The following is a 23,070-nucleotide window of genomic DNA, read 5'->3' as shown; positions in this document are numbered from 1 at the left end:
TCTGTCGGCGGGCGGGGTCGGGTTCGCCCCGTTGGGCACCGGGCGGCGGCGAGGGTGCTCGGACGGTCGCCTACCTGGTTGCCGAATAGCCCCTCCCGGGGGTGGCCCAGAGGGCGGGGCAGGCGTTGTGGAGGCCCGGGAAGGCGGTCGGCTCGGTCTGCCTGGGTGTGGTGCGGCCGGTTGGTGGTGAACCGCACTGGCGGAGGCGTCGACGGTCGTGTCGGCGCCCCGCCCGGGGTGGTCGGTGCTCGGTGTCGCGCCTGTGGGGGTGCGTTGTGTGAGTGTCCTCCCGGGCAGGGCGAGGGGTCAGCCGTTGCGCGGGCCCGGGAAGGCGGTCGGGCGGGGGTCCTCGCGGAGGGTGGGGCTGCCCGCCGTGGGCTGGGTCGGCATCGAGCGGGCGGCGGGGACCGTGGGCACGTTGAGCGTGCGGGTGCCCGACGGCTCGCCCGCGCGCTCGGCGTCGGCGGCCGCCTGGGCGGCGGCGCGGCGGGCCCCGTAACGGCGGTGCACCGCCTGCTTGGTGACGCCGAGCGCGGAGCCCACCGCGTCCCACGAGAAGCCGAGCGAGCGGTCGAAGTCCACGGCGGCGGTGACCAGGGTCTCGACGCTGTCCCGGAGTTCCTGGGCGAGGCGGACCGTGGGGGCGGGGGCGCGTCCGTAGACGACGAAGCCGGTGGACGGGCCGGAGCGGCGCGGGCGGTAGACGTTGCCCAACTGGGCGGTGAGCGTGCGCAGTGCGTCCACCTGGCGGCGGACCCGCTCGATGTCCCGCACCAGGAGGTGCAGGCTGGCCCGGGCCTGGGCGTCGTGGGTTGCGTGGTCGGCCATGAACAAGCCTCTCGAACCGGCGTTGAAAGGAACCGGGCCGCTTCAGCCGCCCGGTGTTGGTCAACTCTGTCTTGACCAACGCGTGGGGGCTCCGCTGGTCACGCGGTGGGGGCGTGCGGTGTGTTTTGTACGCCGGTTCTCCCACCCGCGCACCACCCGTTTCCAGTTGGCCGAGAAGCTGGACAACCGGTGGGGGCCGAGCGCCGTCGGCGGCTGACCGTGGTGTTTCCGGTGGGCGGGGAGGCGGGGCGACCGCCGGGTCCGGCGGCGTTGCTCTCGGCGGCGTCGGCAGGGTCCCGCTTCCGGACATCGGACCAGTGCCGTCTGCCGGGTATGGGCGGCGGCATAGACTGGTGCGCTGCCCGTCCGTAGCCGTTTGAGAGGCTCGATCCTGGTTATGAAGCTTGTCTTCGCCGGAACTCCCGAGGTTGCCGTTCCCGCTCTGGACGCGCTGATCGCGTCCGGGCGGCATGAGGTGGCCGCCGTGGTCACGCGGCCCGACGCGCCGGCCGGGCGGGGGCGCAGGCTCGTCGCGTCGCCCGTGGCCGAGCGGGCGGTGGAGGCGGGGATCGAGGTGCTGAAGCCGGCCAGTCCGCGCGACCCCGCGTTCCTGGAGCGGCTGAAGGAGATCGGTCCGGACTGCTGCCCGGTCGTCGCCTACGGCGCCCTGCTGCCCCGCGTCGCGCTCGACATCCCCGCCCAGGGCTGGGTCAACCTGCACTTCTCCCTGCTGCCCGCCTGGCGCGGCGCCGCCCCCGTGCAGCACTCGATCATGGCGGGTGACGAGATCACCGGCGCGTCCACCTTCCTCATCGAGGAGGGTCTGGACTCCGGCCCGGTCTACGGCACCGTCACCGAGGCGATCCGCCCCACCGACACCAGCGGCGACCTGCTCACCCGGCTCGCCCTCGCCGGTGCCGGGCTGCTGGAGGCGACCATGGACGGCATCGCGGACGGCACCCTGAAGGCCGTACCGCAGCCCGCCGACGGCATCACCCTCGCGCCGAAGATCACGGTCGAGGACGCGCGCGTCGACTGGGCGGCGCCCGCGCTGCGCGTCGACCGCGTGGTGCGCGGCTGCACCCCGGCGCCGGGCGCCTGGACCGTCTTCCGGGGCGAGCGGCTCAAGCTCGTCCAGGTCGTGCCGGTGCCCGAGCGGACCGACCTCGCGCCCGGGCAGCTCGCCGTCGGCAAGAACAGCGTGCACGTGGGGACGGGTTCGTACGCCGTCGAACTGCTGTGGGTGCAGGCGCAGGGCAAGAAGCCGATGCGCGCCGCCGACTGGGCGCGCGGGGTCCGTATCGCGGAGGGCGAGACGCTCGGCGTCTGAGCGCCCTGAAGAGGAGGGGTGAGGTCCTGCCGACGTAGGGTGGGACCGCACCCCTTTCTTCGTATCCGGAGCACCTTTCTCGTGAGCGAGCAGTCCCGTCGGCCGAACCGGCCCGCCAAGCCCTACCGGCGCCCCCAGAAGGACCCCGTCCGCATCCTCGCCTTCGACGCGCTGCGCGCGGTGGACGAGCGGGACGCGTACGCCAACCTCGTGCTGCCCCCGCTGCTGCGCAAGGCGCGCGAGAACGGCGACTTCGACGCCCGGGACGCCGCCCTCGCCACCGAGCTGGTCTACGGCACGCTGCGCCGCCAGGGCACCTACGACGCGATCATCGCCGCCTGCGTGGACCGTCCGCTGCGCGAGGTGGACCCGCCGGTCCTCGACGTGCTCAGCCTCGGCACGCACCAACTGCTCGGCACCCGTATCCCGACGCACGCCGCCGTCTCCGCCTCCGTCGAGCTGGCCCGCGTGGTGCTCGGCGACGGACGCGCCAAGTTCGTCAACGCCGTGCTGCGCAAGGTGGCCCGGGACGATCTGGACGGCTGGCTGGAGAAGGTCGCGCCGCCGTACGACGAGGACCCCGAGGACCACCTGGCTGTCGTCCACTCCCACCCCCGCTGGGTCGTCTCCGCGCTGTGGGACTCCCTCGGTGGTGGCCGTGCGGGCATCGAGGAGCTGCTCGCTGCGGACAACGAGCGTCCGGAGGTCACGCTGGTGGCGCGTCCTGGCCGGTCGACCGCCGAGGAGCTGCTGAACGAGGAGGCGGCCGTTCCCGGGCGCTGGTCGCCGTACGCCGTGCGGCTCGCGGAGGGCGGTGAGCCCGGCGCGGTCGAGGCGGTACGGGAGGGGCGGGCGGGTGTGCAGGACGAGGGCAGCCAGTTGGTCGCGCTCGCGCTCGCCAACGCGCCCGTCGAGGGGTCGGACGAGACGTGGCTCGACGCCTGTGCGGGACCTGGTGGCAAGGCCGCGCTGCTCGCGGCGCTCGCCGCTGAGCGGGGGGCGTTCCTGCTTGCCTCCGAGAAGCAGCCGCATCGGGCGGGGCTGGTGGCGCGGGCGCTGGACGGGAACCCGGGTCCGTACCAGGTCATCGCCGCCGACGGGACTCGGCCGCCGTGGAAGTCCGGCAGCTTCGACCGGGTTCTGGTGGACGTTCCCTGCACCGGGCTCGGTGCCCTGCGGCGTCGGCCCGAGGCTCGCTGGCGCCGTCGTCCCGACGACCTCGACAGTTTCGCGCCCATCCAGCGGTCGCTTCTTCGCACCGCGTTGGACTCCGTCCGTGTGGGGGGTGTCGTCGGGTACGCCACCTGTTCGCCTCATCTCGCCGAGACCCGGGCGGTTGTCGCCGACGTGCTGAAGCAGCATCCCGACGCCGAGCTGATCGACGCCCGCCCGCTCCTCCCCGACGTCCCCCACCTCGGCGAGGGCCCCGACGTCCAGCTCTGGCCCCACGTCCACGGCACGGACGCGATGTACCTCGCCCTGATCCGCCGCACCGCCTGACCGGATCGACCGCCCCGCGGGTGGCGGCGGTCGCTCTTCACCTGCGGGCACGTGGTCGCCTTTCGCGCAGTTCCCCGCGCCCCTGGAGTGCCGACCGTCGTCTTTCGGGTGCGGGTGCGTGGTCGCCTTTCGCGCAGTTCCCCGCGCCCCTGGAGTGCCGACCGTCGTCTTTCGGGTGCGGGTGCGTGGTGGCTTCTCGCGCAGTTCCCCGCGCCCCTGGGGTGGTGACCGTCATACTTCGCCTGCGGGCGCGTGGTGGCCATTCGCGCAGTTCCCCGCGCCCCTAGGGGGTGGGGACTGTTCGCTCATCCGGTGCGGGTGCATGGGGGGCTTGTCGCGGAGTTCCCCGCGCCCCTGGAGCCCGACCGTCGTTCTTTGGGTGCGGGTGCGTGGTGGTTGCTCGCGCAGTTCCCCGCGCCCCCTGGGGGGTGGTGGCCGTTGGCGATTCGGCGCACGGCCCCGATGAACCCGCCACCCGACATACGACCGTCACCCCCCTCAGGGGCGCGAGGAACTGCGCGACCAGCCCCCACCCACCCGCACCAGAAGAGCGACGGGTCACCACTCCAGGGGCGCGGGGAACTGCGCGAAAGGGCCCCACGCGCCCGCACACAAAAGACGACGGTCACCACCCCAGGGGCGCGGGGAACGGCGCGAGCAACCACCACTCACCCGCACCAGAACAGCGAACAGTCACCACCCCCCAGGGGCGCGGGGAACTGCGCGACCAGCCCCCACCCACCCGCGCCCGAAGAAGCCACGACCACCACCCCAGGCCCGCCCCCCAAACCCCCGGAGGGACATGGCAGGCTTGAGACCATGGCCGCTCAGATCAACCCCAGCATCCTGTCCGCAGACTTCGCCCGCCTCGCCGACGAGGCGAAGGCGGTGGAGGGCGCCGATTATCTGCATGTCGACGTCATGGACAACCATTTCGTCCCGAATCTCACGCTCGGCACCCCGGTTGTGGAGTCCCTGGCCCGCGCCACGGACATCCCGCTGGACTGCCATCTGATGATCGAGGACCCCGACCGCTGGGCTCCGCAGTACGTGGAGGCGGGTGCCTCCTCGGTCACCTTCCACGTGGAGGCGGCCCGCGCCCCGATCCGGCTCGCGCGCGAGATCCGCGCCAAGGGCGCCCGCGCCTCCATGGCGCTCAAGCCCGCGACGCCCATCGAGTCGTACGAGGACATCCTCCCGGAACTCGACATGCTGCTGATCATGACGGTCGAGCCCGGTTTCGGCGGGCAGGCGTTCCTGGACATCACGCTGCCGAAGATCCGCCGTACCCGTGAGCTGATCGCCAAGCACGGGCTGCAGATGTGGCTGCAGGTGGACGGCGGTGTCTCGGCCGAGACGATCGAGCGGTGCGCCGAGGCGGGAGCCGATGTGTTCGTCGCCGGGTCGGCCGTCTACGGCGCCGCCGACCCCGCCGAGGCCGTGCGCGCGCTGCGCGCGCAGGCGGACCGGGCCATCGCGGATTCGACCTGGGCGCACGGCCACTGAGCCACGGTTGCGTGAACGGTTGAGGGAAGGCGCCCATCAGGGCGGATGAGCCGCGCCGAATCTGCGAGGATGAACGGCGAATCAGAGTGTGTGCACAGCAGTGAGGAGATCGCCGTGTCGGGTATGTCGGCGGGCCGGACAGCCATGCGGATGGGGCCCGCTGAGCTGGTGCAGGCGGCGGCCATGGCCCGTCGCTTCTACCTGGAGGGCAAATCCAAGATCCAGATCGCCGAGGAGTTCGGCGTGAGCCGCTTCAAGGTGGCCCGGGTCCTGGAGACCGCCCTGGAGAGGGATCTCGTACGGATCGAGATCCGTGTGCCGGCCGAACTGGACGCCGAGCGCTCCGACGCGCTCCGCGCCCGCTACGGGCTGCGGCACGCCGTGGTCGTGGAGTCCCCGGCAGAGGCCGAGGAGACCCCGGACCCGGAGAACCTCGGCGAGGTGGCGGCGGACCTGCTCGGCGAGCTGGTGGACGAGGGGGACGTGCTCGGGCTCGCCTGGGGCCGCTCCACCATCCACATGGCCGCGGCTCTCGACCGGCTGCCGCCGTGCACGGTGGTGCAGCTCACGGGCGTGTACGACGCCGGGACCGCCGAGCGCGGCTCCGTCGAGGCCGTCCGCCGGGCCGCGCAGGTCTCGGGCGGCGACGCGCACCCCATCTACGCGCCGATGCTGCTGCCGGACGAGGCCACCGCGGCGGCGCTGCGCAACCAGACCGGGATCGCCCGCGCCTTCGAGTACTTCGACAAGGTCACGGTCGCCTGCGTCTCCATCGGCTCCTGGGAGCCGGGCATCTCGACCGTGCACGACATGCTCAGCGACGAGGAGCGGGCGCACTACGCCTCGCTCGGGGTCGCCGCCGAGATGTCCGCGCACCTCTTCGACGCCGAGGGCCGCCGGATCGGGCGGGACCTGGGGGAGCGGTGCATCACGGTCAAGACCGACCAGTTGCGCCGTATCCCCGAGGTCGTGGCCATCGCGGGCGGTCAGCGCAAGGCTCCGGCGATCGACGCGGTGCTGCGCTCCGGTCTGGTCACCAGCCTGGTCACGGACACCTCGGCCGCGGACTACCTGCTGACCGCGGGTCCCACGCCGAAGGCCGCGCTCAGTCGCGCGGACCCCGACGGCTCCTGACGCGGGACCTCGACGGCTCCTGACGAAACGGACGGTCCGCCCCCGCGCGGGGGCGGACCGTGGGAGCATCGTCGGCATGTTGTCGCGGTTCGTCCCCCGGCGGCCCGCCCGGCGCGCATCCCGCGCGCCGCGTGCGCCGCTGCCTCTCGTCCCCCGTCTGTTCGCGGGGCTGCTCGCCGTCCTCGCCGTCCTGCTCGCCGGGTGCGCGGACCCCGGCACGGCCACCGCTCCGCCCACCGTCTCCCGCCCGGCCACGCCGTCGGCTTCCGCGCCGGGCACCACGGCCGCCGCCACGCCGTCGTGGGCCAAGGGCATGGCCACCGTCCCGGAGTCCCGGCTGCCCGCCGAGGCCCGGCGCACCCTGGCGCTGATCGACAAGGGCGGTCCCTATCCGTACGCACGGGACGGCATCGTCTTCGGCAACTACGAGGGGCTGCTGCCCCGGCACCAGCGGGGCTACTACCACGAGTACACCGTGCCCACCCCCAACTCCCGCACCCGGGGCGCCCGGCGCCTCATCACCGGGCAGGGCACCGAGTTCTACTACACCGACGATCACTACAACTCGTTCCGGGCGGTGCTGAGATGAGCGAAGACCTGGCGGACCGGTACGCGGTCACCCTCGATCTGAGGGGCGTCACCGACAAGACCGGTCTGATGGAGCAGGCGGCGCATGTGCTCGACCTCCCCGAGTGGTTCGGGCGCAACTGGGACGCGCTGCTCGACTCCCTGTGCGACACGACGGTCTGGCCGACCCCCGCCGTCGAGCGCGGGCTGCTGGTCGTCGTACGCGGCTGGCACACGTTCGCCGAGAAGAACCCGCGCGAGTGGCGCATCGCGAGCGACATCCTCTCCGAGGCGGTCGACCGCACCTTCCTGCTCGACGTGATGCTGGCGCTTGGAGGAAACGCCCACCCCTGACCGGTGACCCTGGAGGTTCCGTGGGGGTATGGCCGGGGACCTCCCATGGGAGAATGAAGTACGTGCTCTTTTCCCTCCGGCGCACCCGTCGGGGGGTCACCTCTGATCGACTGGGATGTGCGGCACGTGCGTTTCCTCAATGACAACCGGCCCGCGTACGACCTCACGTACGACGACGTGTTCATGGTTCCGAGCCGCTCCGCGGTGGGCTCGCGGCAGGGAGTGGACCTCGCCTCGCCGGACGGGACGGGTACGACCATCCCGCTGGTCGTCGCCAACATGACCGCCATCGCGGGGCGCCGCATGGCCGAGACGGTCGCCCGGCGCGGTGGCCTGGTGGTCATCCCGCAGGACATCCCGATCGACGTGGTCACCGACGTCGTCTCCTGGGTCAAGAGCCGCCATCTGGTGCTGGACACCCCGATCGTGCTCTCCCCGCAGCAGACCGTCGCCGACGCGCTGGCCCTGCTGTCCAAGCGCGCGCACAACGCCGGTGTCGTCGTGGACGAAAACTACCGCCCCGTCGGTGTCGTCACCGACCAGGACCTGACCGGCGTCGACCGGTTCACCCAGCTCGAAGTCGTCATGGCCAAGGACCTGTTGCTGCTGGACGCGGACATCGACCCGCGCGAGGCGTTCAACACCCTGGACGGGGCGAACCGGCGCTACGCCCCGGCGGTCGACGGCGAGGGGCGGCTCGCGGGCATCCTCACCCGCAAGGGCGCGCTGCGCGCCACCCTGTACACCCCGGCCGTGGACGACAGCGGCCGGCTGCGCATCGCGGCGGCCGTCGGCATCAACGGCGACGTGGCGGGCAAGGCCAAGCAACTGCTCGACGCGGGCGTGGACACGCTCGTCATCGACACCGCGCACGGCCACCAGGAGTCGATGATCAACGCGGTGCGCACGGTGCGCGGGCTCGACCCGCATGTGCCGATCGTCGCGGGCAACATCGTCTCCGCCGAGGGCGTCCGGGACCTGATCGAGGCGGGCGCGGACATCATCAAGGTCGGGGTCGGACCCGGCGCCATGTGCACCACCCGCATGATGACCGGCGTGGGCCGCCCGCAGTTCTCCGCGGTGCTCGAATGCGCCGCCGAGGCGCGGAAGTTCGGCAAGCACGTGTGGGCCGACGGCGGGGTCCGTCACCCGCGCGACGTGGCCATGGCTCTTGCCGCCGGTGCCTCCAACGTGATGGTCGGCTCCTGGTTCGCGGGCACCTACGAGTCCCCGGGCGACCTCCAGCAGGACGCGAAGGGCCTCTTCTACAAGGAGTCCTTCGGCATGGCATCCGCGCGCGCCGTGCGCAACCGCACCTCGGACGAGTCGGCGTACGACCGCGCCCGCAAGGCGCTCTTCGAGGAGGGCATCTCCACCTCCCGCATGTACCTCGACCCGGCCCGCCCGGGCGTCGAGGACCTGATCGACTCGATCATCGCGGGCGTCCGCTCCTCCTGCACCTACGCCGGTGCCGCCTCCCTGGAGGAGTTCGCCGACAAGGCCATCGTCGGCATCCAGAGCGCGGCGGGCTACGCCGAGGGCAAGCCCCTGCACGCGAGCTGGAACTGACGTAACCGCCGTGCGGACGGCCCCCGGCGAAAACCGGGGGCCGTTCCGCCCGCCCGGCGCCTACTGTCGGCCCATGGACATCGCCGTGTGCCGTGCCGCCGACGTACCCCTCCTCGACCGCGCCCTCCCCGGTCCCGGACGCACCTCCTTCCACGCCCGGCGCTTCGCGCGCCAGCGGGCGGGGGAGTGCACCTATCTCGTGGCGTGGCTCGGCGGGCGACCGGTCGGGTCCGCCGAGATGCGCTGGATCGGCTGCGCCGCCCCGGAGGTCGCCCTCGACTGCCCGGAGATCGGCGGGGTCGCCGTCCGGTCCGAGGAGCGGTCCCGGGGGATCGGGACCGCCCTGATCCGCGCGTGCGAGGAACTGGCGCGGGAGCGCGGGCTCGAGGTCGTCGGGATCGGGGTCGCCGAGGACAATCCGCGGGCGGCCGCGCTGTACGCCCGGCTCGGGTACCGCCCGCTGGTGAGGTACGCGGACCGGTACGGGTACGTCGGGGCGGACGGGCGTGACCACGAGTGTGTGGACATGTGCACGTTTCTCACCCGGCGGGTCGGTGGCTGACGCCGGGCTCACGGGGTCGTGTTCTACTTCGTATGACGGCTGACGCCGTTCCCGTGACGTGGCCTTTTGAGGAGGTCGCGGACAGGGCGCAGAAGTGACCGACACGAAGAAGTGAACCACCCCCTGTGCTGAACGATCTCGACGAACGCATCGTGCACGCCCTCGCCGAGGACGCCCGCCGCTCCTACGCGGACATCGGGCAGTCGGTCGGGCTGTCCGCCCCCGCCGTCAAGCGGCGGGTGGACCGGCTGCGGGCCACCGGAGCCATCACCGGGTTCACCGTGCGGGTGGACCCGGCGGCGCTCGGCTGGGAGACCGAGGGGTACATCGAGATCTACTGCCGCAGCAACACCTCGCCGGAGACGATCCAGCGGGGTCTGGAGCGGTACCAGGAGGTCGTCGCCGCGTCGACCGTCACCGGGGACGCCGACGCCATCGCGCAGGTCTTCGCCTCCGACATGCGGCACTTCGAGCGGGTCCTGGAGCGGATCGCGGGGGAGCCCTTCGTGGAGCGCACCAAATCGGTGCTCGTGCTCTCGCCGCTGCTGCGGAGGTTCTCCTCGGGGGCGCCTGCCTGACGGGCTCCCGGCACGTGTTACCCGAGGTAACCATTGCGGTCCGCTGGGTGATCGCGTAGGTTGTCCCGCGCTTTGTACCGAGTGGTAACCCCATAGGTGACCAAGCAGGTGACGCATGCGCCGGTTACGCCGTCCCACCACCGTCCGCGCGCGGATCGTGGCGCTCGCCCTGGCCCCGGCCGTCGCGCTGATGGCGCTGTGGGGCTTCGCCATGGTGTCCGTCACCGGCGAGTTACGCGCCCTGATCCGCCTCCAGGGCGTCTACGTGGACTACGGCAGCCCCGTGGACACCGCCATCGGGCAGATCCAGATCGAGCGCCGCGTGTCCGCCGCCTACCTCGGCACCCCGCGCGAGCGCGCCGACCCCGGCGACCTGCTCGCCCAGCAGCGCCGCACCGACCGCGCCGTCGCCCACATGCGCCACGCCCTCGCGAGCGGCGACCTCGACCGGCTCACCGCCCGCCAGCGCAGGACCCTCGACACCATGACCGCCGCCACCGGCGAACTGGACGGACTGCGCCGCCAGGTCCTTCAGCGCCGCCTCACCTGGGACCGCGCCGTCACCGCGTACAGCGCGCTCGTCGAACCCGGCTTCGCCGTCGAGTCCGCGCTCACCGCCCTCCAGGCGGGACAGCTCGCGCGCGAGTCCCAGACGGTCATCGAACTCGTCCGGGTACGGGAGTTCGTCTCCCGCGAGGACGCCCTCGTCGCCGGGGCGCGCGCGGAGGGCGGGCTGACCGAGCGGCAGTACGACACCCTCACCGCGACCATCGAGGACCGGCGCGTCTTCGAGCGGACCTATGTGCCCGACCTGCCCGCCCCGGCGCGGGACCGGTTCCGGCGGTTCCAGCAGGGGGACCTGCACCGCTCGCTGGTGAGCGGCGAGGACGCGCTGCTGCGCGCCGGGGCGGCGGGTTCCGGTGCCGCCGTCGCGGCCGACACCTGGCGGTCGGTCACTGACCGGGCCGTGATCCGCTACCGCGAGCTGTGCGTCGCCGCCGCCAAGGACTCCGCCGCGCGCGGCCGGACCTTCGCCTACGCCGAGCTGACCAAGGCGTCCGTCGTGGGCGTGGCCGGACTGGCCGCCGTCGCGCTGTCGCTGTGGCTGGCCGTGCGCGGCGCCCGGCGCGTCTCCCGCCGCCTGGAGCGGCTGCGGGACGCCGCCGACCTGCTCAGCACCCGTCAACTCCCGGACGTCATGCGGCGCCTGAGCGCCGGGGAACAGGTCGACGCCGCCGCCGAGGCACCCCCGCTCGCCGCCGACGACATACGTGACGACGAGATCGGCCAGGTCGGCCGGTCCTTCAACGCCGCCCGGCTCGCCGCCGTGGAAGCCGCCGTCACCCAAGCCACCCTGCGCCGCGGGCTGTTCGCGGTGCTGCTCAACATCGCCCGCCGCAACCAGGCGCTCGTGCACCGGCAGTTGAAGCTCGTCGACACCCTGGAGCGCAGCACCGAGGACCCCGAACTGCTGCGCCGTCTCTTCCTCATCGACCACCTCACCACCCGGATGCGGCGGCACGCGGAGAGCCTGATCATCCTCTCCGGCGCGACGCCGGGCCGCCGTTGGCGCGGTCCGGTGCCGCTCGCGGACGTCGTCGCCTCGGCGGTGAGCGAGATCGAGGCGTACGAGCGGGTGGTGGTGCCGCCCCTGCCGGACCTCGGCATCGCGGCGGACTCCGTGGCCGACGTGGTCCACCTCGTCGCCGAACTCCTGGAGAACGCCACCGCGTTCTCGCCCCCGCACACCGAAGTCACCCTCCGCACCGCACGCGTGGGCGACGGCTTCGCCCTGGAGATCGACGACCGGGGACTCGGTCTCGACGCCGTCCACCGCGAGGAGGCGCACCGCACCCTCACCGCCCCCGACGCCTTCGACCCCACCCGCCACGACCGCCTCGGTCTCTACGTCGTCGGCCGCCTCGCCGCCCGCCACGGCATCGAGGTGAGCCTCCGGGACTCCCCGTACGGAGGGACGACGGCGTCGGTGCGGCTGCCTCCGGCGGTGCTGGCGGAGGGGGAGCTGGTGGGTAAGGCGGGTGTGGCGGGAACACGGGGAACACGGGACGACGGTGGGGGAGGTGGTGACGGGGGCGGAAGCCGGGGAAGCGCGGGCAGCGGTGGCTCGGGCGGACGCGGCTCCGGTGGAGGCTGGGCGGGCGCGGACAGCGGTCGCGTGGGCGCGGGCTGGGCGAACGTCGGCGCGGGCGATGGAGGCGCGGGCAGTGGAGACGTGGGCCGAGCGGGAAGTGGTGACATGGACACAGTGGCCGACGGTGACCTGAGCGGGACCGGTGCCGCGGGCGGAGCCCCGCCGCGGCCGACCGGACCCCGGGACTCGCCCCCGCGGACCTGCGCCGCGCCCCGGACGCCGCCCGCCGTGCCGGGCCGCCCCGGCGCCCCCGCGCTCCCCACCCGCGTCCGCCAGGCGTCGCTCGCCCGCGAGCTGCGCGAGGAGCCGCCGCCGGAGACGCCGGACACCGCCGCCGACCCCGAGGAGATGCGCGCGATCTTCGGCGCCTTCCAGCGCGGCCGGGACCTGGGTCGCCAGGACTCCGAGACACCCACGGAGCCCGGCGCCCCGGCACCGGCACCCCGCCCCGCACCCCGTGACCACCCGAGCACCCACGTCGACGAAGGGATGGACACCGACGATGTACGGTGACGACCGCAACGCCCAGAGCCCCGTGGTGCCCGAGGGAGTGCCCGGCACGGACCTCGGCTGGCTGCTCGACGACCTCGTGGCGCGCACCGACCATGTGCGGCAGGCCGTACTGCTCACCGCCGACGGACTCGCGCTGAGCTGCTCGGAGGGCATGCGGCGGCGCGACATCGAGCACCTCGCCGCCGTCTGCTCCGGATTGCACGGGCTGGCCCGCTCGGCGGGGGAGCGGTTCGGCACCGGGCGGATACGGCAGACCATGGTCATGCTGGAGGACGCCTACCTCTTCATCACCCCCGCGGGACACGGCAGCCGCCTCGCCGTCCTCAGCGAGGCGCGCAGCGACGTCGGACAGCTCGGCCACGAGATGGCCCTGCTGGTGCGCAGACTCGGCCGCCACCTGGACGCCGCGACCCGCTCGGCCTCCTGACCCTGCGGTGAACGACGGTCACCTGCGCGGAGAGGGGCACCCGCACGACCCGTACGACCACGACCCGTACGTGGGATACGGGTACGAGAGACACGCGCATCTGGGGCAGGAGGCGTACGAAGAGCAGGCGCACGCGGATCACGAGCCCGACGAGAACGGGCTCGACGAGAAGGGACCCGACGGAAGCGGGCCCGGCGAGGACGGTCCCGACGCGCGCTGGTACGAGGACGAGACCGGCGCGATGGTGCGCCCGTACACCGTGACCCGGGGCCGCACCCGCCCCTCGGGGCGGCAGGCCGTCGACCTGATGTCCCGGGTCACCGCGCTGGCCCCGGAGGCGGCGCCGCTGCCCGGCGTCGAGCACGCGGGGGCGGCCCTGCTCGATCTGATCCGGCGCGGGCCGCGTCCGCTGGTCGAGCTGGCCGTCGACGCCGACCTGCCCCTGACCGTCGTCCGCGTGCTGCTCGGCGACCTCGCCGAGGCGGGGCTGATCCGCATCGACGCGCCCCGCCGCCTGCCGGTCACCGGACCCGCCGCCGACCCCGAGCTGCTGCGGGAGATCGTGCACCGGCTGCGGCGGATCTGAGGCCACGGCGCCGGGGCGCGCAACGAATCGCCGTATCGTCCGCCGCGCACGCAACGAACCGCGCACGGGCGCGCAACGGCTGCTTCTTGTGAGGCCGAGCGCGCCGACCGTACCGTCTATCTGACTTCCCACCCCCCTTTTTTTCACGTCAGGTGAGGACCACCCATGCGCACCGCCCTGCTCCAGAGCTCCGGCCGCCCCGGCTCCGTCGCCGAGAACCTCAAGGTCCTCGACGAGGCGGCGGGCCGTGCCGCGGCGGCGGGGGCCGGGCTGCTGGCCGCGCCGGAGATGTTCCTCACCGGGTACGCGATCGGGGACGACATCGCCCGCCTCGCGGAGCCCGCCGACGGCGCCTCGGCGCGGGCGGTCGCGGAGATCGCCGCCCACCACGGCGTCGCCGTCGCCTACGGCTACCCCGAGCGGGACGGCGAGGCGGTCTACAACTCCGCCCGGCTCGTCTCCGCCGACGGCCGCTCGCTGGCCAACTACCGCAAGACCCACCTCTTCGGCTGCTTCGAGCGCGACCACTTCACCCCGGGCGAGCAGGCGGTCGTCCAGGCCGAGCTGAACGGTCTCACCGTCGGGCTGATGATCTGCTACGACGTGGAGTTCCCGGAGAACACCCGCGCCCACGCCCTCGCCGGGACCGACCTCCTCGTGGTGCCGACCGCGCAGATGCACCCGTACCAGTTCGTGCCCGAGTCGATGATCCCGGTGCGCGCCTTCGAGAGCCAGATGTACGTGGCGTACGTCAACCGGGTCGGCCGGGAAGGGGAGTTCGAGTTCGTCGGGCTCTCCACGCTGGCCGGACCCGATGGTGTCGCCCGGGCGCGTGCCGGACGCGGCGCCGACCAGTTGGTGTTCGCCGACGCCGACCCCGCCTTCCTGGCCGCCTCCCGCGAGGCGAACCCGTACCTGAAGGACCGCCGCCCCGGTCTGTACGAGCCGCTGGTCCGCCCGTCCTGAACCGGTCCCGGCCCTCCCCCCAGTTCTTCCGCGTCACCAGTTCTTCCGTGCAAGGAGTCCGTACCCCATGACGTCCACGGTGCCCAACGCCGTCGAACACGCCGGTGAGCAGCAGCCGCCGATCACCATGTTCGGCCCGGACTTCCCCTACGCCTACGACGACTTCCTCGCCCACCCGGCGGGACTCGGCCAGATACCGGCCACCGAGCACGGCACCGAGGTAGCCGTCATCGGCGGCGGCCTTTCCGGGATCATCGCCGCGTACGAGCTGATGAAGATGGGTCTCAAGCCCGTCGTCTACGAAGCCGACCAGCTCGGCGGCCGGCTGCGCACGGTGGGCTTCGAGGGCTGCGACGCGTCGCTGACCGCCGAGATGGGCGCGATGCGCTTCCCGCCCTCCTCCACCGCCCTCCAGCACTACATCGACCTGGTCGGTCTGGAGACCAGGCCCTTCCCCAACCCGCTCGCCGAGGCGACGCCTTCGACCGTCGTCGACCTCAAGGGCGAGTCGCACTACGCCGAGACCGCCGCCGACCTGCCCCAGGTCTACCGCGACGTCGCCGAGGCGTGGAACAAGTGCCTCGAAGAGGGCGCCGACTTCTCCGACATGAACCGCGCCCTGCGCGAGCGGGACGTGCCGCGCATCCGCGAGATCTGGTCCCGCCTGGTCGAGAAGCTCGACAACCAGACCTTCTACGGCTTCCTCTGCGAGTCCGAGGCGTTCAAGTCCTTCCGGCACCGCGAGATCTTCGGCCAGGTCGGCTTCGGCACCGGCGGCTGGGACACCGACTTCCCCAACTCCATCCTGGAGATCCTGCGCGTCGTCTACACCGAGGCGGACGACCACCACCGGGGCATCGTCGGCGGCTCCCAGCAGTTGCCGCTGCGTCTGTGGGAGCGCGAGCCGGAGAAGATCGTCCACTGGCCGTACGGCACCTCGCTGGCGTCCCTGCACGTCGGCGGCGAGCCCCGCCCGGCCGTGACCCGGCTGCACCGCACCTCGGGCAACCGGATCACCGTCACCGACGCGAACGGCGACATCCGCACCTACCCGGCGGCGATCTTCACCGCCCAGTCCTGGATGCTGCTGTCCAAGATCTCCTGCGACGACTCGCTCTTCCCGATCGACCACTGGACCGCGATCGAGCGCACCCACTACATGGAGTCCTCCAAGCTCTTCGTGCCCGTGGACCGGCCGTTCTGGCTGGACAAGGACGAGGAGACCGGCCGGGACGTCATGTCGATGACGCTCACCGACCGCATGACGCGCGGCACCTATCTGCTGGACGAAGGACCGGACAAGCCCGCCGTCATCTGTCTGTCGTACACCTGGTGCGACGACAGCCTGAAGTGGCTGCCGCTGTCCGCGAGCGAGCGGATGGAGGTCATGCTGAAGTCGCTCGGCGAGATCTACCCGAAGGTCGACATCAGGAAGCACATCATCGGCAACCCGGTGACCGTCTCCTGGGAGAACGAGCCCTACTTCATGGGCGCGTTCAAGGCCAACCTGCCCGGGCACTACCGCTACCAGCGCCGCCTGTTCACCCACTTCATGCAGGACCGGCTGCCCGAGGACAAGCGCGGCATCTTCCTCGCCGGTGACGACATCTCCTGGACCGCCGGGTGGGCCGAGGGCGCCGTCCAGACCGCGCTGAACGCGGTCTGGGGCGTCATGCACCACTTCGGCGGCGAGACCGACCGGACCAACCCGGGTCCGGGCGACCTCTACGACGAGATCGCGCCCGTCGAGCTGCCCGAGGACTGAGCGGGCGGCCCGGGCGGGCGGGGTTCATATCCCGGCGGCCCGGACCTTCTCGTACAACTGGACCGCCAGGTCCGTCAGCTCCGCCGCGTCCCGGGCATTGCTCTGGAGGTCGAGCAGGAACTCGGCGTCCGGGACGATGCCGACGTGGGCGGCGACATCGGTCACGATCTGGTCGGCGTCCCCCTCGAACGGCGGGCGGTCCGGGCCGGGGTGCGGCTTGTCGGCCACCCGCGCGTTCACCCTGACGACCGTGCGGATCGGCTCCGTGCGGCCGCGCTCCTCGGCCAGCTCGCGCAGGTCGCGCCACTGGGCGGCGAGCTGCTCCGGACCGTAGGCGCCCGGCAGCCAGCCGTCGGCCCGCTCCACCAGTCGCCGCATCGCCCGCCGGTTGCTCGCCGCCAGCAGGACCGGGACCGGGCGCACCGGCTTGGGTCCGACGATCGCGGAGGCGATGTCGGCGCTCTTCCCGTGGTGGACGACCGGATCGGGACCCCACACCGCCCGGCACACCGCGATCACCTCGTCCAGCGCGGCGCCGCGCTCCTCGAAGGGGCGCACACCGGAAGCCGCGTACTCGTCCAGCGACCAGCCCGTGCCGAAGCCCGCGAGGACCCGGCCGCCGCTCACCACGTCCAGTGTCGCCAGGGACTTGGCGAGCTGGAACGGCAGGTGCAGCGGGGCGACCAGCACACTGGAGCCCAGCTCGGCGCGCGTGGTGGCGGTCGCGGCCAGGGTCAGGGTGATCAGCGGGTCCGCCACGCCGCGGTACCCCTCCGGCCAGGGCAGACCCGGTATGCCGTACAGCCCCTGGGTGGCGGGGTCCGGGACCAGGGCCCGCTCGAAGACCCACAGGCTGTCGTAGCCCGTCTCCTCGGCGGCGCGGGCCACCCGGGGCACGTCTTCGGCGAGGTCGTACTGGCGCATCTGGGGAAGGGCGAGGCCGAGCCTGGTCGTCATACCGGTGCTCCTTCGCGTCGGGTCTGCCTCTTCAACGCGCGGCCCTCGCCCGGCTGTTCCGTAAGTCACCCGAAGGGGTGAGTTCCGGCCGGGCTCAGTCCCCGAGCGGGGTCAGCAGCATCCGCCCCGCGAAGCCGACCGCCGCGTCCAGGCGCCCGGTGAACTCCTCGGCCACCTCGCCGCACCGGCGCAGCGCCCACAGGATCCGCGCCGCCGACCAGGTGGCGTCCCGGGCGCGCTCCAGGCTCCAGGAACCCAGCAGATGCGTGAGCGGGTCCGCGATCTGGAGGAGGTCGGGACCCGGCATCAGATCCTCGCGGATGCGCTCCTCCAGCGCGGTCAGCAGCTCGCCCACCCGGTCGAACTCGTCCTCCAGATCGGCCGGTTCACAGCCCAGCGCGTGACAGGCGTCCACCACGGCGAGCGCCAGGTCGTGCCCGATGTGGGCGTTGATGCCCGCCAGCGCGAACTGCAGCGGGCGTACGCCGGGATGGCGGCGGAGCTGGAACAGCGGGCGCCAGCAGGCGGGGGGTCTGCGGCCGGTGTCGTCCGCGTCCACCGCCGAGAGGTACCGCTCCGCGAACCGCACGTCCAGCGTCGCCGCCGCCCGCCGGTCCGGGAACTCCCCGGAGCCCAGGCGCCGGTCCACCTCCTCGGTGACGGCGAGATAGACCCGGTTGAAGACGGCGACACCGTCCCGCGCGGGCAGCTCCGCCGCGAGGGCGCGCATCCGGGACAGGACGGTGTCGACGGTGGAGACGGGGTATCGCGGCTGCGCCATGGGGGAAGGGTGGCAGCACCGGCCCGGGCGGGGTGCCGTACGGACCGGTGCTTCGCCGGAACGGGCGAACGGCGCGCGCCGCAGCGTCAGGACTTGCCGGGCTCCGGCGTCTCGTCGTCGTACGACGAGGTGCCCTCGTCAAGGAGCGGCTCCTGCACCTTGAGGTGCGCCGGGGCGAAGGCGCGCAGCGCGTGGTAGCCGGTGATGACCACCAGGGTGCCCAGCGCGATGCCGCTCAGCGAGAAGGTGTCGGAGAACTTCATGGTGACGTTGCCGACGCCGATGATGATGCCCGCGGCGGCCGGGACCAGGTTCAGCGGGTTGCGCAGGTCCACCTTGCCGTGCAGCCAGATCTGCGCGCCGAGCAGGCCGATCATGCCGTACAGGATGACGGTGATGCCGCCGAGGACACCGCCCGGGATCGCGGCGACGATCGCGCCGAACTTCGGGCACACGCCGAAGAGCAGGGCGAAGCAGGCGGCGGCCCAGTAGGCGGCGGTGGAGTAGACGCGGGTCGCCGCCATGACGCCGATGTTCTCGGAGTAGGTGGTGTTCGGCGGTCCGCCCACGGCGGTGGAGAGCACGGAGGCGATGCCGTCCGCCGAGATCGCGGTGCCCAGCTTGTCGTCCAGGGAGTCGCCGGTCATCTCGCCGACCGCCTTGACGTGACCGGCGTTCTCGGCGACCAGGGCGATGACGACGGGCAGCGCGACCAGGATCGCGGACCAGTGGAAGCTCGGGCCGTGGAAGTGGGGCAGCCCGATCCAGTCCGCCTTGGCGACACCGGAGAGGTCCAGGCGCCAGTGGTCGGTGATCTTGCCGCTCGCGTCCGCCGAGTGGATCTTGCCGAAGACCAGGTCGAAGACCCAGGAGATGAGATAGCCGAAGACCAGCCCGAGGAAGATCGCGATACGCGACCAGAAACCGCGCAGACAGACGACCGCCAGACCGGTGAACAGCATGACCAGCAGCGCCGTCCACTGGTCCTGCGGCCAGTAGGTGGTCGCGGTGACCGGGGCGAGGTTGAAGCCGATCAGCATGACCACGGCACCGGTGACGATCGGCGGCATCGCGGCGTGGATGATCCGCGCGCCGAAGCGCTGCACCGCGAGTCCCACCAGGAACAGCACCACGCCGACGACCAGGATCGCGCCGGTCACGGTCGCGCTGGTGCCGCCGTCCGCCCGGATCACGGCGGCGACGCCCACGAACGACAGGGAGCAGCCCAGATAGCTCGGCACCCGTCCGCGCGTGGCGAGCAGGAAGATCACCGTCGCCACACCCGACATCATGATCGCCAGGTTGGGGTCCAGGCCCATGAGTACGGGGGCGACGAAGGAGGCGCCGAACATCGCCACGACGTGCTGGGCGCCGAGGCCCACCGTGCGGGGCCAGGTGAGCCGTTCGTCGGGGCGTACCACCGCTCCGGGTACGGGTGATTTCCCATCCCCGTGCAGTTTCCAGCGCACGCCGAGGTCCATGGTGGGGTTTCGCTTTCTCTGTACCGATGTGGGTCTGCACCATTGTCGGGGGTCAGAGGCGGTGCCCCGGCCCTCAGGTCCCCCGCGCGGCCCGGACGCGGCGCTCGCGGGGGAGGTGGTGCCCGACCCTTCCGACCAGGGGGGTTTCCCCCGGAGCGGTCGGTCGCGGAGATCGGTACGTCAGGCCGGCGGTCCCGGAACCGCCGCGGCCTGTCGGGCCGACTCGGTCGTGCCGCCGCGCCCGGCGGTGCGCAACACGCCCGCGAACAGGGCGAGTCCGAGGGCCAGCACGGTCACCAGGGCGAACGACACGGTCAGGCTGGTCGCCTGGGCCACCCCGCCGATCAGGCTCGGCGCGACAAGCCCCGAGGTGTAGGTGATGGTGGCGACGCCCGCGATGGCCTGGCTCGGGTTCGGGCCCGCGTGTCCGGCCGCCGCGAAGCACAGCGGGACGACCACGGCGATGCCGAGACCCATCAGCGCGAAGCCGGTCATGGCCACCGCGGGCCGGTCCGCGACGACGACCAGCAGCCCGCCGAGCCCCGCGAGGAGACCGCCCGTCCGCACGGTGCGCACCGGGCCGAAGCGGTTGACCACCGCGTCCCCGGCGATCCGGGCCACCGCCATGGTCAGCATGAACCCGGTCGTCGTGGCCGCCGCGAGCCCGGGGGAGCCGCCGAGCCGGTCCCGCAGGAACACCGCCGACCAGTCCAGGTTCGCCCCCTCCGCGAACACCGCGCAGAAGCCGACCGCGCCGATCAGCAGCGCCGAGCGGGGCGGCAGCGCGAACCTCGGCGGCGCCTCCTCCTCTTCCGTGGGGCGCAGGTCCAGCACCCAGCCGCAGACGACCAGACCGAGCAGGGTCAGTACGGCGGAGGCCAGCGCGTGATGCAGCCGGGCGTCCGAGCCGAGGTGTGCCGCGAGGGTGCCGGCCGCCGAGCCGACCAGCGCGCCCGCGCTCCACATGCCGTGCAGACCGGACATGATCGACCGTCCGAGCCGCTGCTCCACCTCCACGCCGAGGGTGTTCATCACCACGTCGGCCATGCCCGAGGCGGCGCCGTAGGCGAACATCGCCAGGCACAGCGTGAGCAGGTTCGGGGCGAGCGAGGGCAGCACCAGGGAGAGCGTCCACAGGGCGAGCAGTCCGCGCAGTGCCGTGCGGGTGCCGTAGCGGTGCGCGATCCGGCCCGCCAGCGGCATCGCGCACGAGGCGCCGAGCGCGGTGAAGGCGAGGGAGAAGCCGAGCTGTCCCGCGCTCAGGTCCGCGTGGTCCTGGATCCAGGGCACCCGGGTGGCGAACGAGCCGGTCACCGCGCCGTGCACGGCGAACACCGCCGCGACGGCGTAGCGGGCGCGCCTCAGCGTCGCGGCCGGGAACTCCTTCTCGTCGCCCATGTCAGGTCCCCTCCCCAGGAGTCGCCGGTGATACGCCGCGAAAACTATCAGGGAGCCTGCCTGATAGATAGTGGGAGAACGGCCAGGCGCCGACGCACCCCTCTGGGAGGATTCCGGTCATGCCCGCATCACCGAGCACCGCCCGGCTCATCAACGACCGGCTCGCCCTCCGCCTCCTCCAGCAGGAGGGTCCTCTTACGGCGGGCCGTCTCAAGCAACTGACCGGTCTCTCCCGCCCGACGGTCGCCGACCTGCTCGAACGCCTCGCCGTCTCCGGTCTCATCACGGTCGTCGGCGAGTCGGGCGCCCAGCGCCGCGGCCCCAACGCCCGTCTCTACGGCATCGTCGCCGACCGCGCGCATCTCGCCGCGCTGGACGTGCGCACGGGCGGTGTCCTCGTGCTGGTCTCCGACCTGGTCGGGCGGGTGCTGGCGGAGGTCTCCGTGCCGATCGACGGCGAGGCGGGGACGGGGGCGGCCGTGGAGCGTGCGGTGGGGGCGGTGGAGCGGGCGGCACGGCTTGCCTCCGGTGGTTCGGGGGAGGGGCGGGGTGCTTCTGGCGGGGTGCGGGAGGACGACCGGGGTTCATCCGGCGGCACGGCGGGGAACGAGCGCGGCCGGAGCTCCTTCGGCGAGGCGCTGGGCGGCGAAGGCGCCCGGGCTCTCTCCGGCGATTCGGGGGAGGCGGAGCGAGGTGCCGCTGAGGGCGCGGCAGCGGGCGAGGGGGGTCCGGATCTCACCGGCTCGGTGTCGTCGAGGGAGGGGGACCGGGACTTCTCCGGCGGGGCGTCGAGGAGTCGAGGCGGTCCTGCCTGGGGGCGGTTGCACACCGTCGGGATCGGGGCGCCGGGGCTCGTGGACCCCGCCACCGGCGAGCTGCGCGACTCCAGCGGGCTGCCCGCGTGGCACCGGAGTCTGGTCGCCGCGCTCCAGGAGCGGTTGCCCGGGGCGCGGGTGACCGTCGAGAACGAGACCAACCTGGCCGCCGTGGCCGAGCAGCGCGAAGGCGCCGCCCGCGACCGGGACACCTTCGTCCTGCTCTGGCTCGGGCACGGAGTCGGCGCCGCCGTCGTCCTGGACGGCACCCTGCGCCGGGGCGCCTCGGGCGGCACGGGCGAGATCGGCTTCCTGCCGGTGCCGGGGACGGGCGGACTGCCCTCCGCCACGGACTGCGAGGGCGGCTTCCACGCCCTGGTGGGCGCGGCGGCGATCGGCGCCCTGGCGGCACGGTCGGGGCTGCCCGTGCCGGGGGTCATGGACGGACCGGGAGCGGCTCGGGTGGTGGCGGAGGCGGTGGCGGCGCTGGCGGAACCGGGCGCGGGGGCGGGGCGGGGCGCGTCTGCGGACACCGGGGGTACGGGGAGTTCCCCGGACGCGCCTGCCGAGGTCAACGGGGGTGCCGTAGACGACTCCCGCGTTCCCGCAGCGGGTTCGCGCATCGCCGCTGACGGTTCCCGCATCGCCGCTGACGGTTCCCGCGCCCCCGCAGGCGGCTCCCGCGCCCCCGCCGTCGACCCCGGAAACGCCGCCCGCTTCCTGGACGCTCTCGCCGACCGTGTCGCCATAGGCGCCGCCTCCGTGGCCGCGCTGCTCGACCCCGGGTGTGTCGTGCTCGGGGGTGAGGTCGGGCAGGCGGGGGGAGCGGAGCTGGCCGGGCGGGTGGCGGAGCGGCTGCGGAGGATGTCTCCGCTGGTCACCGAGGTGCGGGCGAGCGAACTCGGCGGGGGTGCCGTCCTGCGCGGGGCTCTGCTGACCGCCCGCGACCGCGCGCAGGACGAGCTGTTCACCCCGCCGGGTCACCGGGACACGCCCTAGCGGCCTTACCTCCGGCGGCTCCTCGCCTCCGCTCTAGCTACCGGCTCCCGCCCGTCCCTCGGCCCTCGCCCTGGCAGTTACCCGCCCTGCCCCGGCTCCCGGCCATATGCCCGGCCGCTAACGCTCCGCCCCAGCTCCCGCTCATATCCCCGCCGATTCGCCCCCGCCGCCGCGGCCGGCCGGGGGGGGGGGGGGCGGGGGGGGGGGGGGGGGGGGGGGGGGGGCGGGGGGGGGGGGGGGGGGGGGGGGGGGGGGGGCGGGGGGGGGGGGGGGGGGGGGGGGGGGGGGGGGGGGGGGGGGGG

General features: G+C 73.2%; 20 protein-coding genes. 15 read left to right on the top strand and 5 right to left on the bottom strand.

Annotation, left to right across the window (positions count from 1 at the left end):
• Positions 1 to 306: 306 nt before the first annotated feature.
• The gene (locus IF655_RS30175) at positions 307 to 828 is read right to left on the bottom strand and encodes a hypothetical protein (protein ID WP_199588341.1); all 522 of its coding nucleotides are present in this window, start codon (positions 826 to 828) and stop codon (positions 307 to 309) included.
• A gap of 397 nt (positions 829 to 1,225) precedes the next feature.
• Between IF655_RS30175 and fmt the strand changes: the two genes are divergently transcribed.
• The 14 genes from fmt (at position 1,226) to IF655_RS30105 (ending at position 16,337) form a co-directional block, all read left to right on the top strand.
• Entirely contained in the window at positions 1,226 to 2,158 is a 933-nt protein-coding gene (gene fmt, locus IF655_RS30170) for a methionyl-tRNA formyltransferase (protein WP_199588340.1), read from the top strand.
• 81 nt (positions 2,159 to 2,239) lie between these two features.
• Positions 2,240 to 3,658, top strand: a complete 1,419-nt coding sequence (locus IF655_RS30165; RefSeq protein WP_199588339.1) for an RsmB/NOP family class I SAM-dependent RNA methyltransferase — start codon at positions 2,240 to 2,242, stop codon at positions 3,656 to 3,658.
• An 819-nt stretch (positions 3,659 to 4,477) separates the two neighbouring features.
• Positions 4,478 to 5,164, top strand: a complete 687-nt coding sequence (rpe, locus tag IF655_RS30160) for a ribulose-phosphate 3-epimerase (RefSeq protein WP_199588338.1) — start codon at positions 4,478 to 4,480, stop codon at positions 5,162 to 5,164.
• 90 nt (positions 5,165 to 5,254) lie between these two features.
• Positions 5,255 to 6,298 carry a sugar-binding transcriptional regulator gene (locus tag IF655_RS30155; RefSeq protein ID WP_161181958.1) on the top strand — a complete coding sequence of 348 codons (1,044 nt, stop codon included), beginning with the start codon at positions 5,255 to 5,257 and terminating at the stop codon, positions 6,296 to 6,298.
• Positions 6,299 to 6,374: 76 nt separating this feature from the next.
• The gene (locus tag IF655_RS30150) at positions 6,375 to 6,887 is read left to right on the top strand and encodes a ribonuclease domain-containing protein (protein WP_199588337.1); all 513 of its coding nucleotides are present in this window, start codon (positions 6,375 to 6,377) and stop codon (positions 6,885 to 6,887) included.
• A complete protein-coding gene (locus tag IF655_RS30145; RefSeq protein WP_199588336.1) occupies positions 6,884 to 7,219 on the top strand; it encodes a barstar family protein in 336 nt (111 codons plus the stop codon). The genes IF655_RS30150 and IF655_RS30145 overlap by 4 nt, the downstream gene beginning before the upstream one ends.
• Positions 7,220 to 7,345: 126 nt before the next feature.
• Positions 7,346 to 8,788, top strand: coding sequence for a GuaB1 family IMP dehydrogenase-related protein (locus IF655_RS30140; protein ID WP_199588335.1), 1,443 nt, complete (start codon positions 7,346 to 7,348; stop codon positions 8,786 to 8,788).
• Positions 8,789 to 8,861: 73 nt separating this feature from the next.
• Complete coding sequence (locus IF655_RS30135; protein WP_199588334.1) at positions 8,862 to 9,350, top strand: GNAT family N-acetyltransferase; 489 nt, start codon at positions 8,862 to 8,864, stop codon at positions 9,348 to 9,350.
• 125 nt (positions 9,351 to 9,475) lie between these two features.
• Entirely contained in the window at positions 9,476 to 9,928 is a 453-nt protein-coding gene (locus IF655_RS30130) for an Lrp/AsnC family transcriptional regulator (protein WP_018548984.1), read from the top strand.
• Positions 9,929 to 10,043: 115 nt separating this feature from the next.
• Positions 10,044 to 12,593: an ATP-binding protein gene (locus IF655_RS30125; RefSeq protein ID WP_199588333.1), complete on the top strand. Its 2,550-nt coding sequence runs from the start codon at positions 10,044 to 10,046 to the stop codon at positions 12,591 to 12,593.
• A complete protein-coding gene (locus IF655_RS30120) occupies positions 12,583 to 13,020 on the top strand; it encodes a roadblock/LC7 domain-containing protein (RefSeq protein ID WP_242489002.1) in 438 nt (145 codons plus the stop codon). The genes IF655_RS30125 and IF655_RS30120 overlap by 11 nt, the downstream gene beginning before the upstream one ends.
• A gap of 7 nt (positions 13,021 to 13,027) precedes the next feature.
• The gene (locus IF655_RS31715) at positions 13,028 to 13,606 is read left to right on the top strand and encodes a DUF742 domain-containing protein (RefSeq protein WP_307815105.1); all 579 of its coding nucleotides are present in this window, start codon (positions 13,028 to 13,030) and stop codon (positions 13,604 to 13,606) included.
• 165 nt (positions 13,607 to 13,771) lie between these two features.
• Positions 13,772 to 14,572, top strand: a complete 801-nt coding sequence (locus IF655_RS30110) for a carbon-nitrogen hydrolase family protein (protein WP_199588332.1) — start codon at positions 13,772 to 13,774, stop codon at positions 14,570 to 14,572.
• A gap of 67 nt (positions 14,573 to 14,639) precedes the next feature.
• Positions 14,640 to 16,337 carry an NAD(P)/FAD-dependent oxidoreductase gene (locus IF655_RS30105; RefSeq protein WP_199588331.1) on the top strand — a complete coding sequence of 566 codons (1,698 nt, stop codon included), beginning with the start codon at positions 14,640 to 14,642 and terminating at the stop codon, positions 16,335 to 16,337.
• 24 nt (positions 16,338 to 16,361) lie between these two features.
• Here the strand turns inward: IF655_RS30105 and IF655_RS30100 are convergent, their stop codons facing one another.
• The 4 genes from IF655_RS30100 to IF655_RS30085 form a co-directional block, all read right to left on the bottom strand.
• Positions 16,362 to 17,294: a TIGR03619 family F420-dependent LLM class oxidoreductase gene (locus tag IF655_RS30100; protein WP_199588330.1), complete on the bottom strand. Its 933-nt coding sequence runs from the start codon at positions 17,292 to 17,294 to the stop codon at positions 16,362 to 16,364.
• 94 nt (positions 17,295 to 17,388) lie between these two features.
• Complete coding sequence (locus tag IF655_RS30095; RefSeq protein ID WP_199588329.1) at positions 17,389 to 18,075, bottom strand: DUF5995 family protein; 687 nt, start codon at positions 18,073 to 18,075, stop codon at positions 17,389 to 17,391.
• Between the two features lie 86 nt (positions 18,076 to 18,161).
• Positions 18,162 to 19,556, bottom strand: coding sequence for a uracil-xanthine permease family protein (locus IF655_RS30090; RefSeq protein WP_199588328.1), 1,395 nt, complete (start codon positions 19,554 to 19,556; stop codon positions 18,162 to 18,164).
• A gap of 180 nt (positions 19,557 to 19,736) precedes the next feature.
• The gene (locus tag IF655_RS30085; protein WP_199588327.1) at positions 19,737 to 20,954 is read right to left on the bottom strand and encodes an MFS transporter; all 1,218 of its coding nucleotides are present in this window, start codon (positions 20,952 to 20,954) and stop codon (positions 19,737 to 19,739) included.
• 119 nt (positions 20,955 to 21,073) lie between these two features.
• Between IF655_RS30085 and IF655_RS31380 the strand changes: the two genes are divergently transcribed.
• The gene (locus IF655_RS31380) at positions 21,074 to 22,768 is read left to right on the top strand and encodes an ROK family transcriptional regulator (RefSeq protein ID WP_242489001.1); all 1,695 of its coding nucleotides are present in this window, start codon (positions 21,074 to 21,076) and stop codon (positions 22,766 to 22,768) included.
• Positions 22,769 to 23,070: the final 302 nt, after the last annotated feature.

Origin of the sequence: Streptomyces sp. DSM 110735, assembly GCF_016482685.1 — a bacterium.
GTDB lineage: Bacteria > Actinomycetota > Actinomycetes > Streptomycetales > Streptomycetaceae > Streptomyces.
The sequence above is the reverse complement of the archived record's forward strand: the minus strand, read 5'-3'. Positions and strand labels throughout refer to the sequence as shown.

What these genes read in the sequence shown, in the direction of transcription:
- IF655_RS30175 (WP_199588341.1), bottom strand. Translation starts at nt 828, where the DNA reads ATGGCCGACCACGCAACCCACGACGCCCAGGCCCGGGCCAGCCTGCAC.
- fmt (WP_199588340.1), top strand. Translation starts at nt 1,226, where the DNA reads ATGAAGCTTGTCTTCGCCGGAACTCCCGAGGTTGCCGTTCCCGCTCTG.
- rpe (WP_199588338.1), top strand. Translation starts at nt 4,478, where the DNA reads ATGGCCGCTCAGATCAACCCCAGCATCCTGTCCGCAGACTTCGCCCGC.
- IF655_RS30150 (WP_199588337.1), top strand. Translation starts at nt 6,375, where the DNA reads ATGTTGTCGCGGTTCGTCCCCCGGCGGCCCGCCCGGCGCGCATCCCGC.
- IF655_RS30145 (WP_199588336.1), top strand. Translation starts at nt 6,884, where the DNA reads ATGAGCGAAGACCTGGCGGACCGGTACGCGGTCACCCTCGATCTGAGG.
- IF655_RS30135 (WP_199588334.1), top strand. Translation starts at nt 8,862, where the DNA reads ATGGACATCGCCGTGTGCCGTGCCGCCGACGTACCCCTCCTCGACCGC.
- IF655_RS30125 (WP_199588333.1), top strand. Translation starts at nt 10,044, where the DNA reads ATGCGCCGGTTACGCCGTCCCACCACCGTCCGCGCGCGGATCGTGGCG.
- IF655_RS30120 (WP_242489002.1), top strand. Translation starts at nt 12,583, where the DNA reads ATGTACGGTGACGACCGCAACGCCCAGAGCCCCGTGGTGCCCGAGGGA.
- IF655_RS30110 (WP_199588332.1), top strand. Translation starts at nt 13,772, where the DNA reads ATGCGCACCGCCCTGCTCCAGAGCTCCGGCCGCCCCGGCTCCGTCGCC.
- IF655_RS30105 (WP_199588331.1), top strand. Translation starts at nt 14,640, where the DNA reads ATGACGTCCACGGTGCCCAACGCCGTCGAACACGCCGGTGAGCAGCAG.
- IF655_RS30100 (WP_199588330.1), bottom strand. Translation starts at nt 17,294, where the DNA reads ATGACGACCAGGCTCGGCCTCGCCCTTCCCCAGATGCGCCAGTACGAC.
- IF655_RS30095 (WP_199588329.1), bottom strand. Translation starts at nt 18,075, where the DNA reads ATGGCGCAGCCGCGATACCCCGTCTCCACCGTCGACACCGTCCTGTCC.
- IF655_RS30090 (WP_199588328.1), bottom strand. Translation starts at nt 19,556, where the DNA reads ATGGACCTCGGCGTGCGCTGGAAACTGCACGGGGATGGGAAATCACCC.
- IF655_RS30085 (WP_199588327.1), bottom strand. Translation starts at nt 20,954, where the DNA reads ATGGGCGACGAGAAGGAGTTCCCGGCCGCGACGCTGAGGCGCGCCCGC.
- IF655_RS31380 (WP_242489001.1), top strand. Translation starts at nt 21,074, where the DNA reads ATGCCCGCATCACCGAGCACCGCCCGGCTCATCAACGACCGGCTCGCC.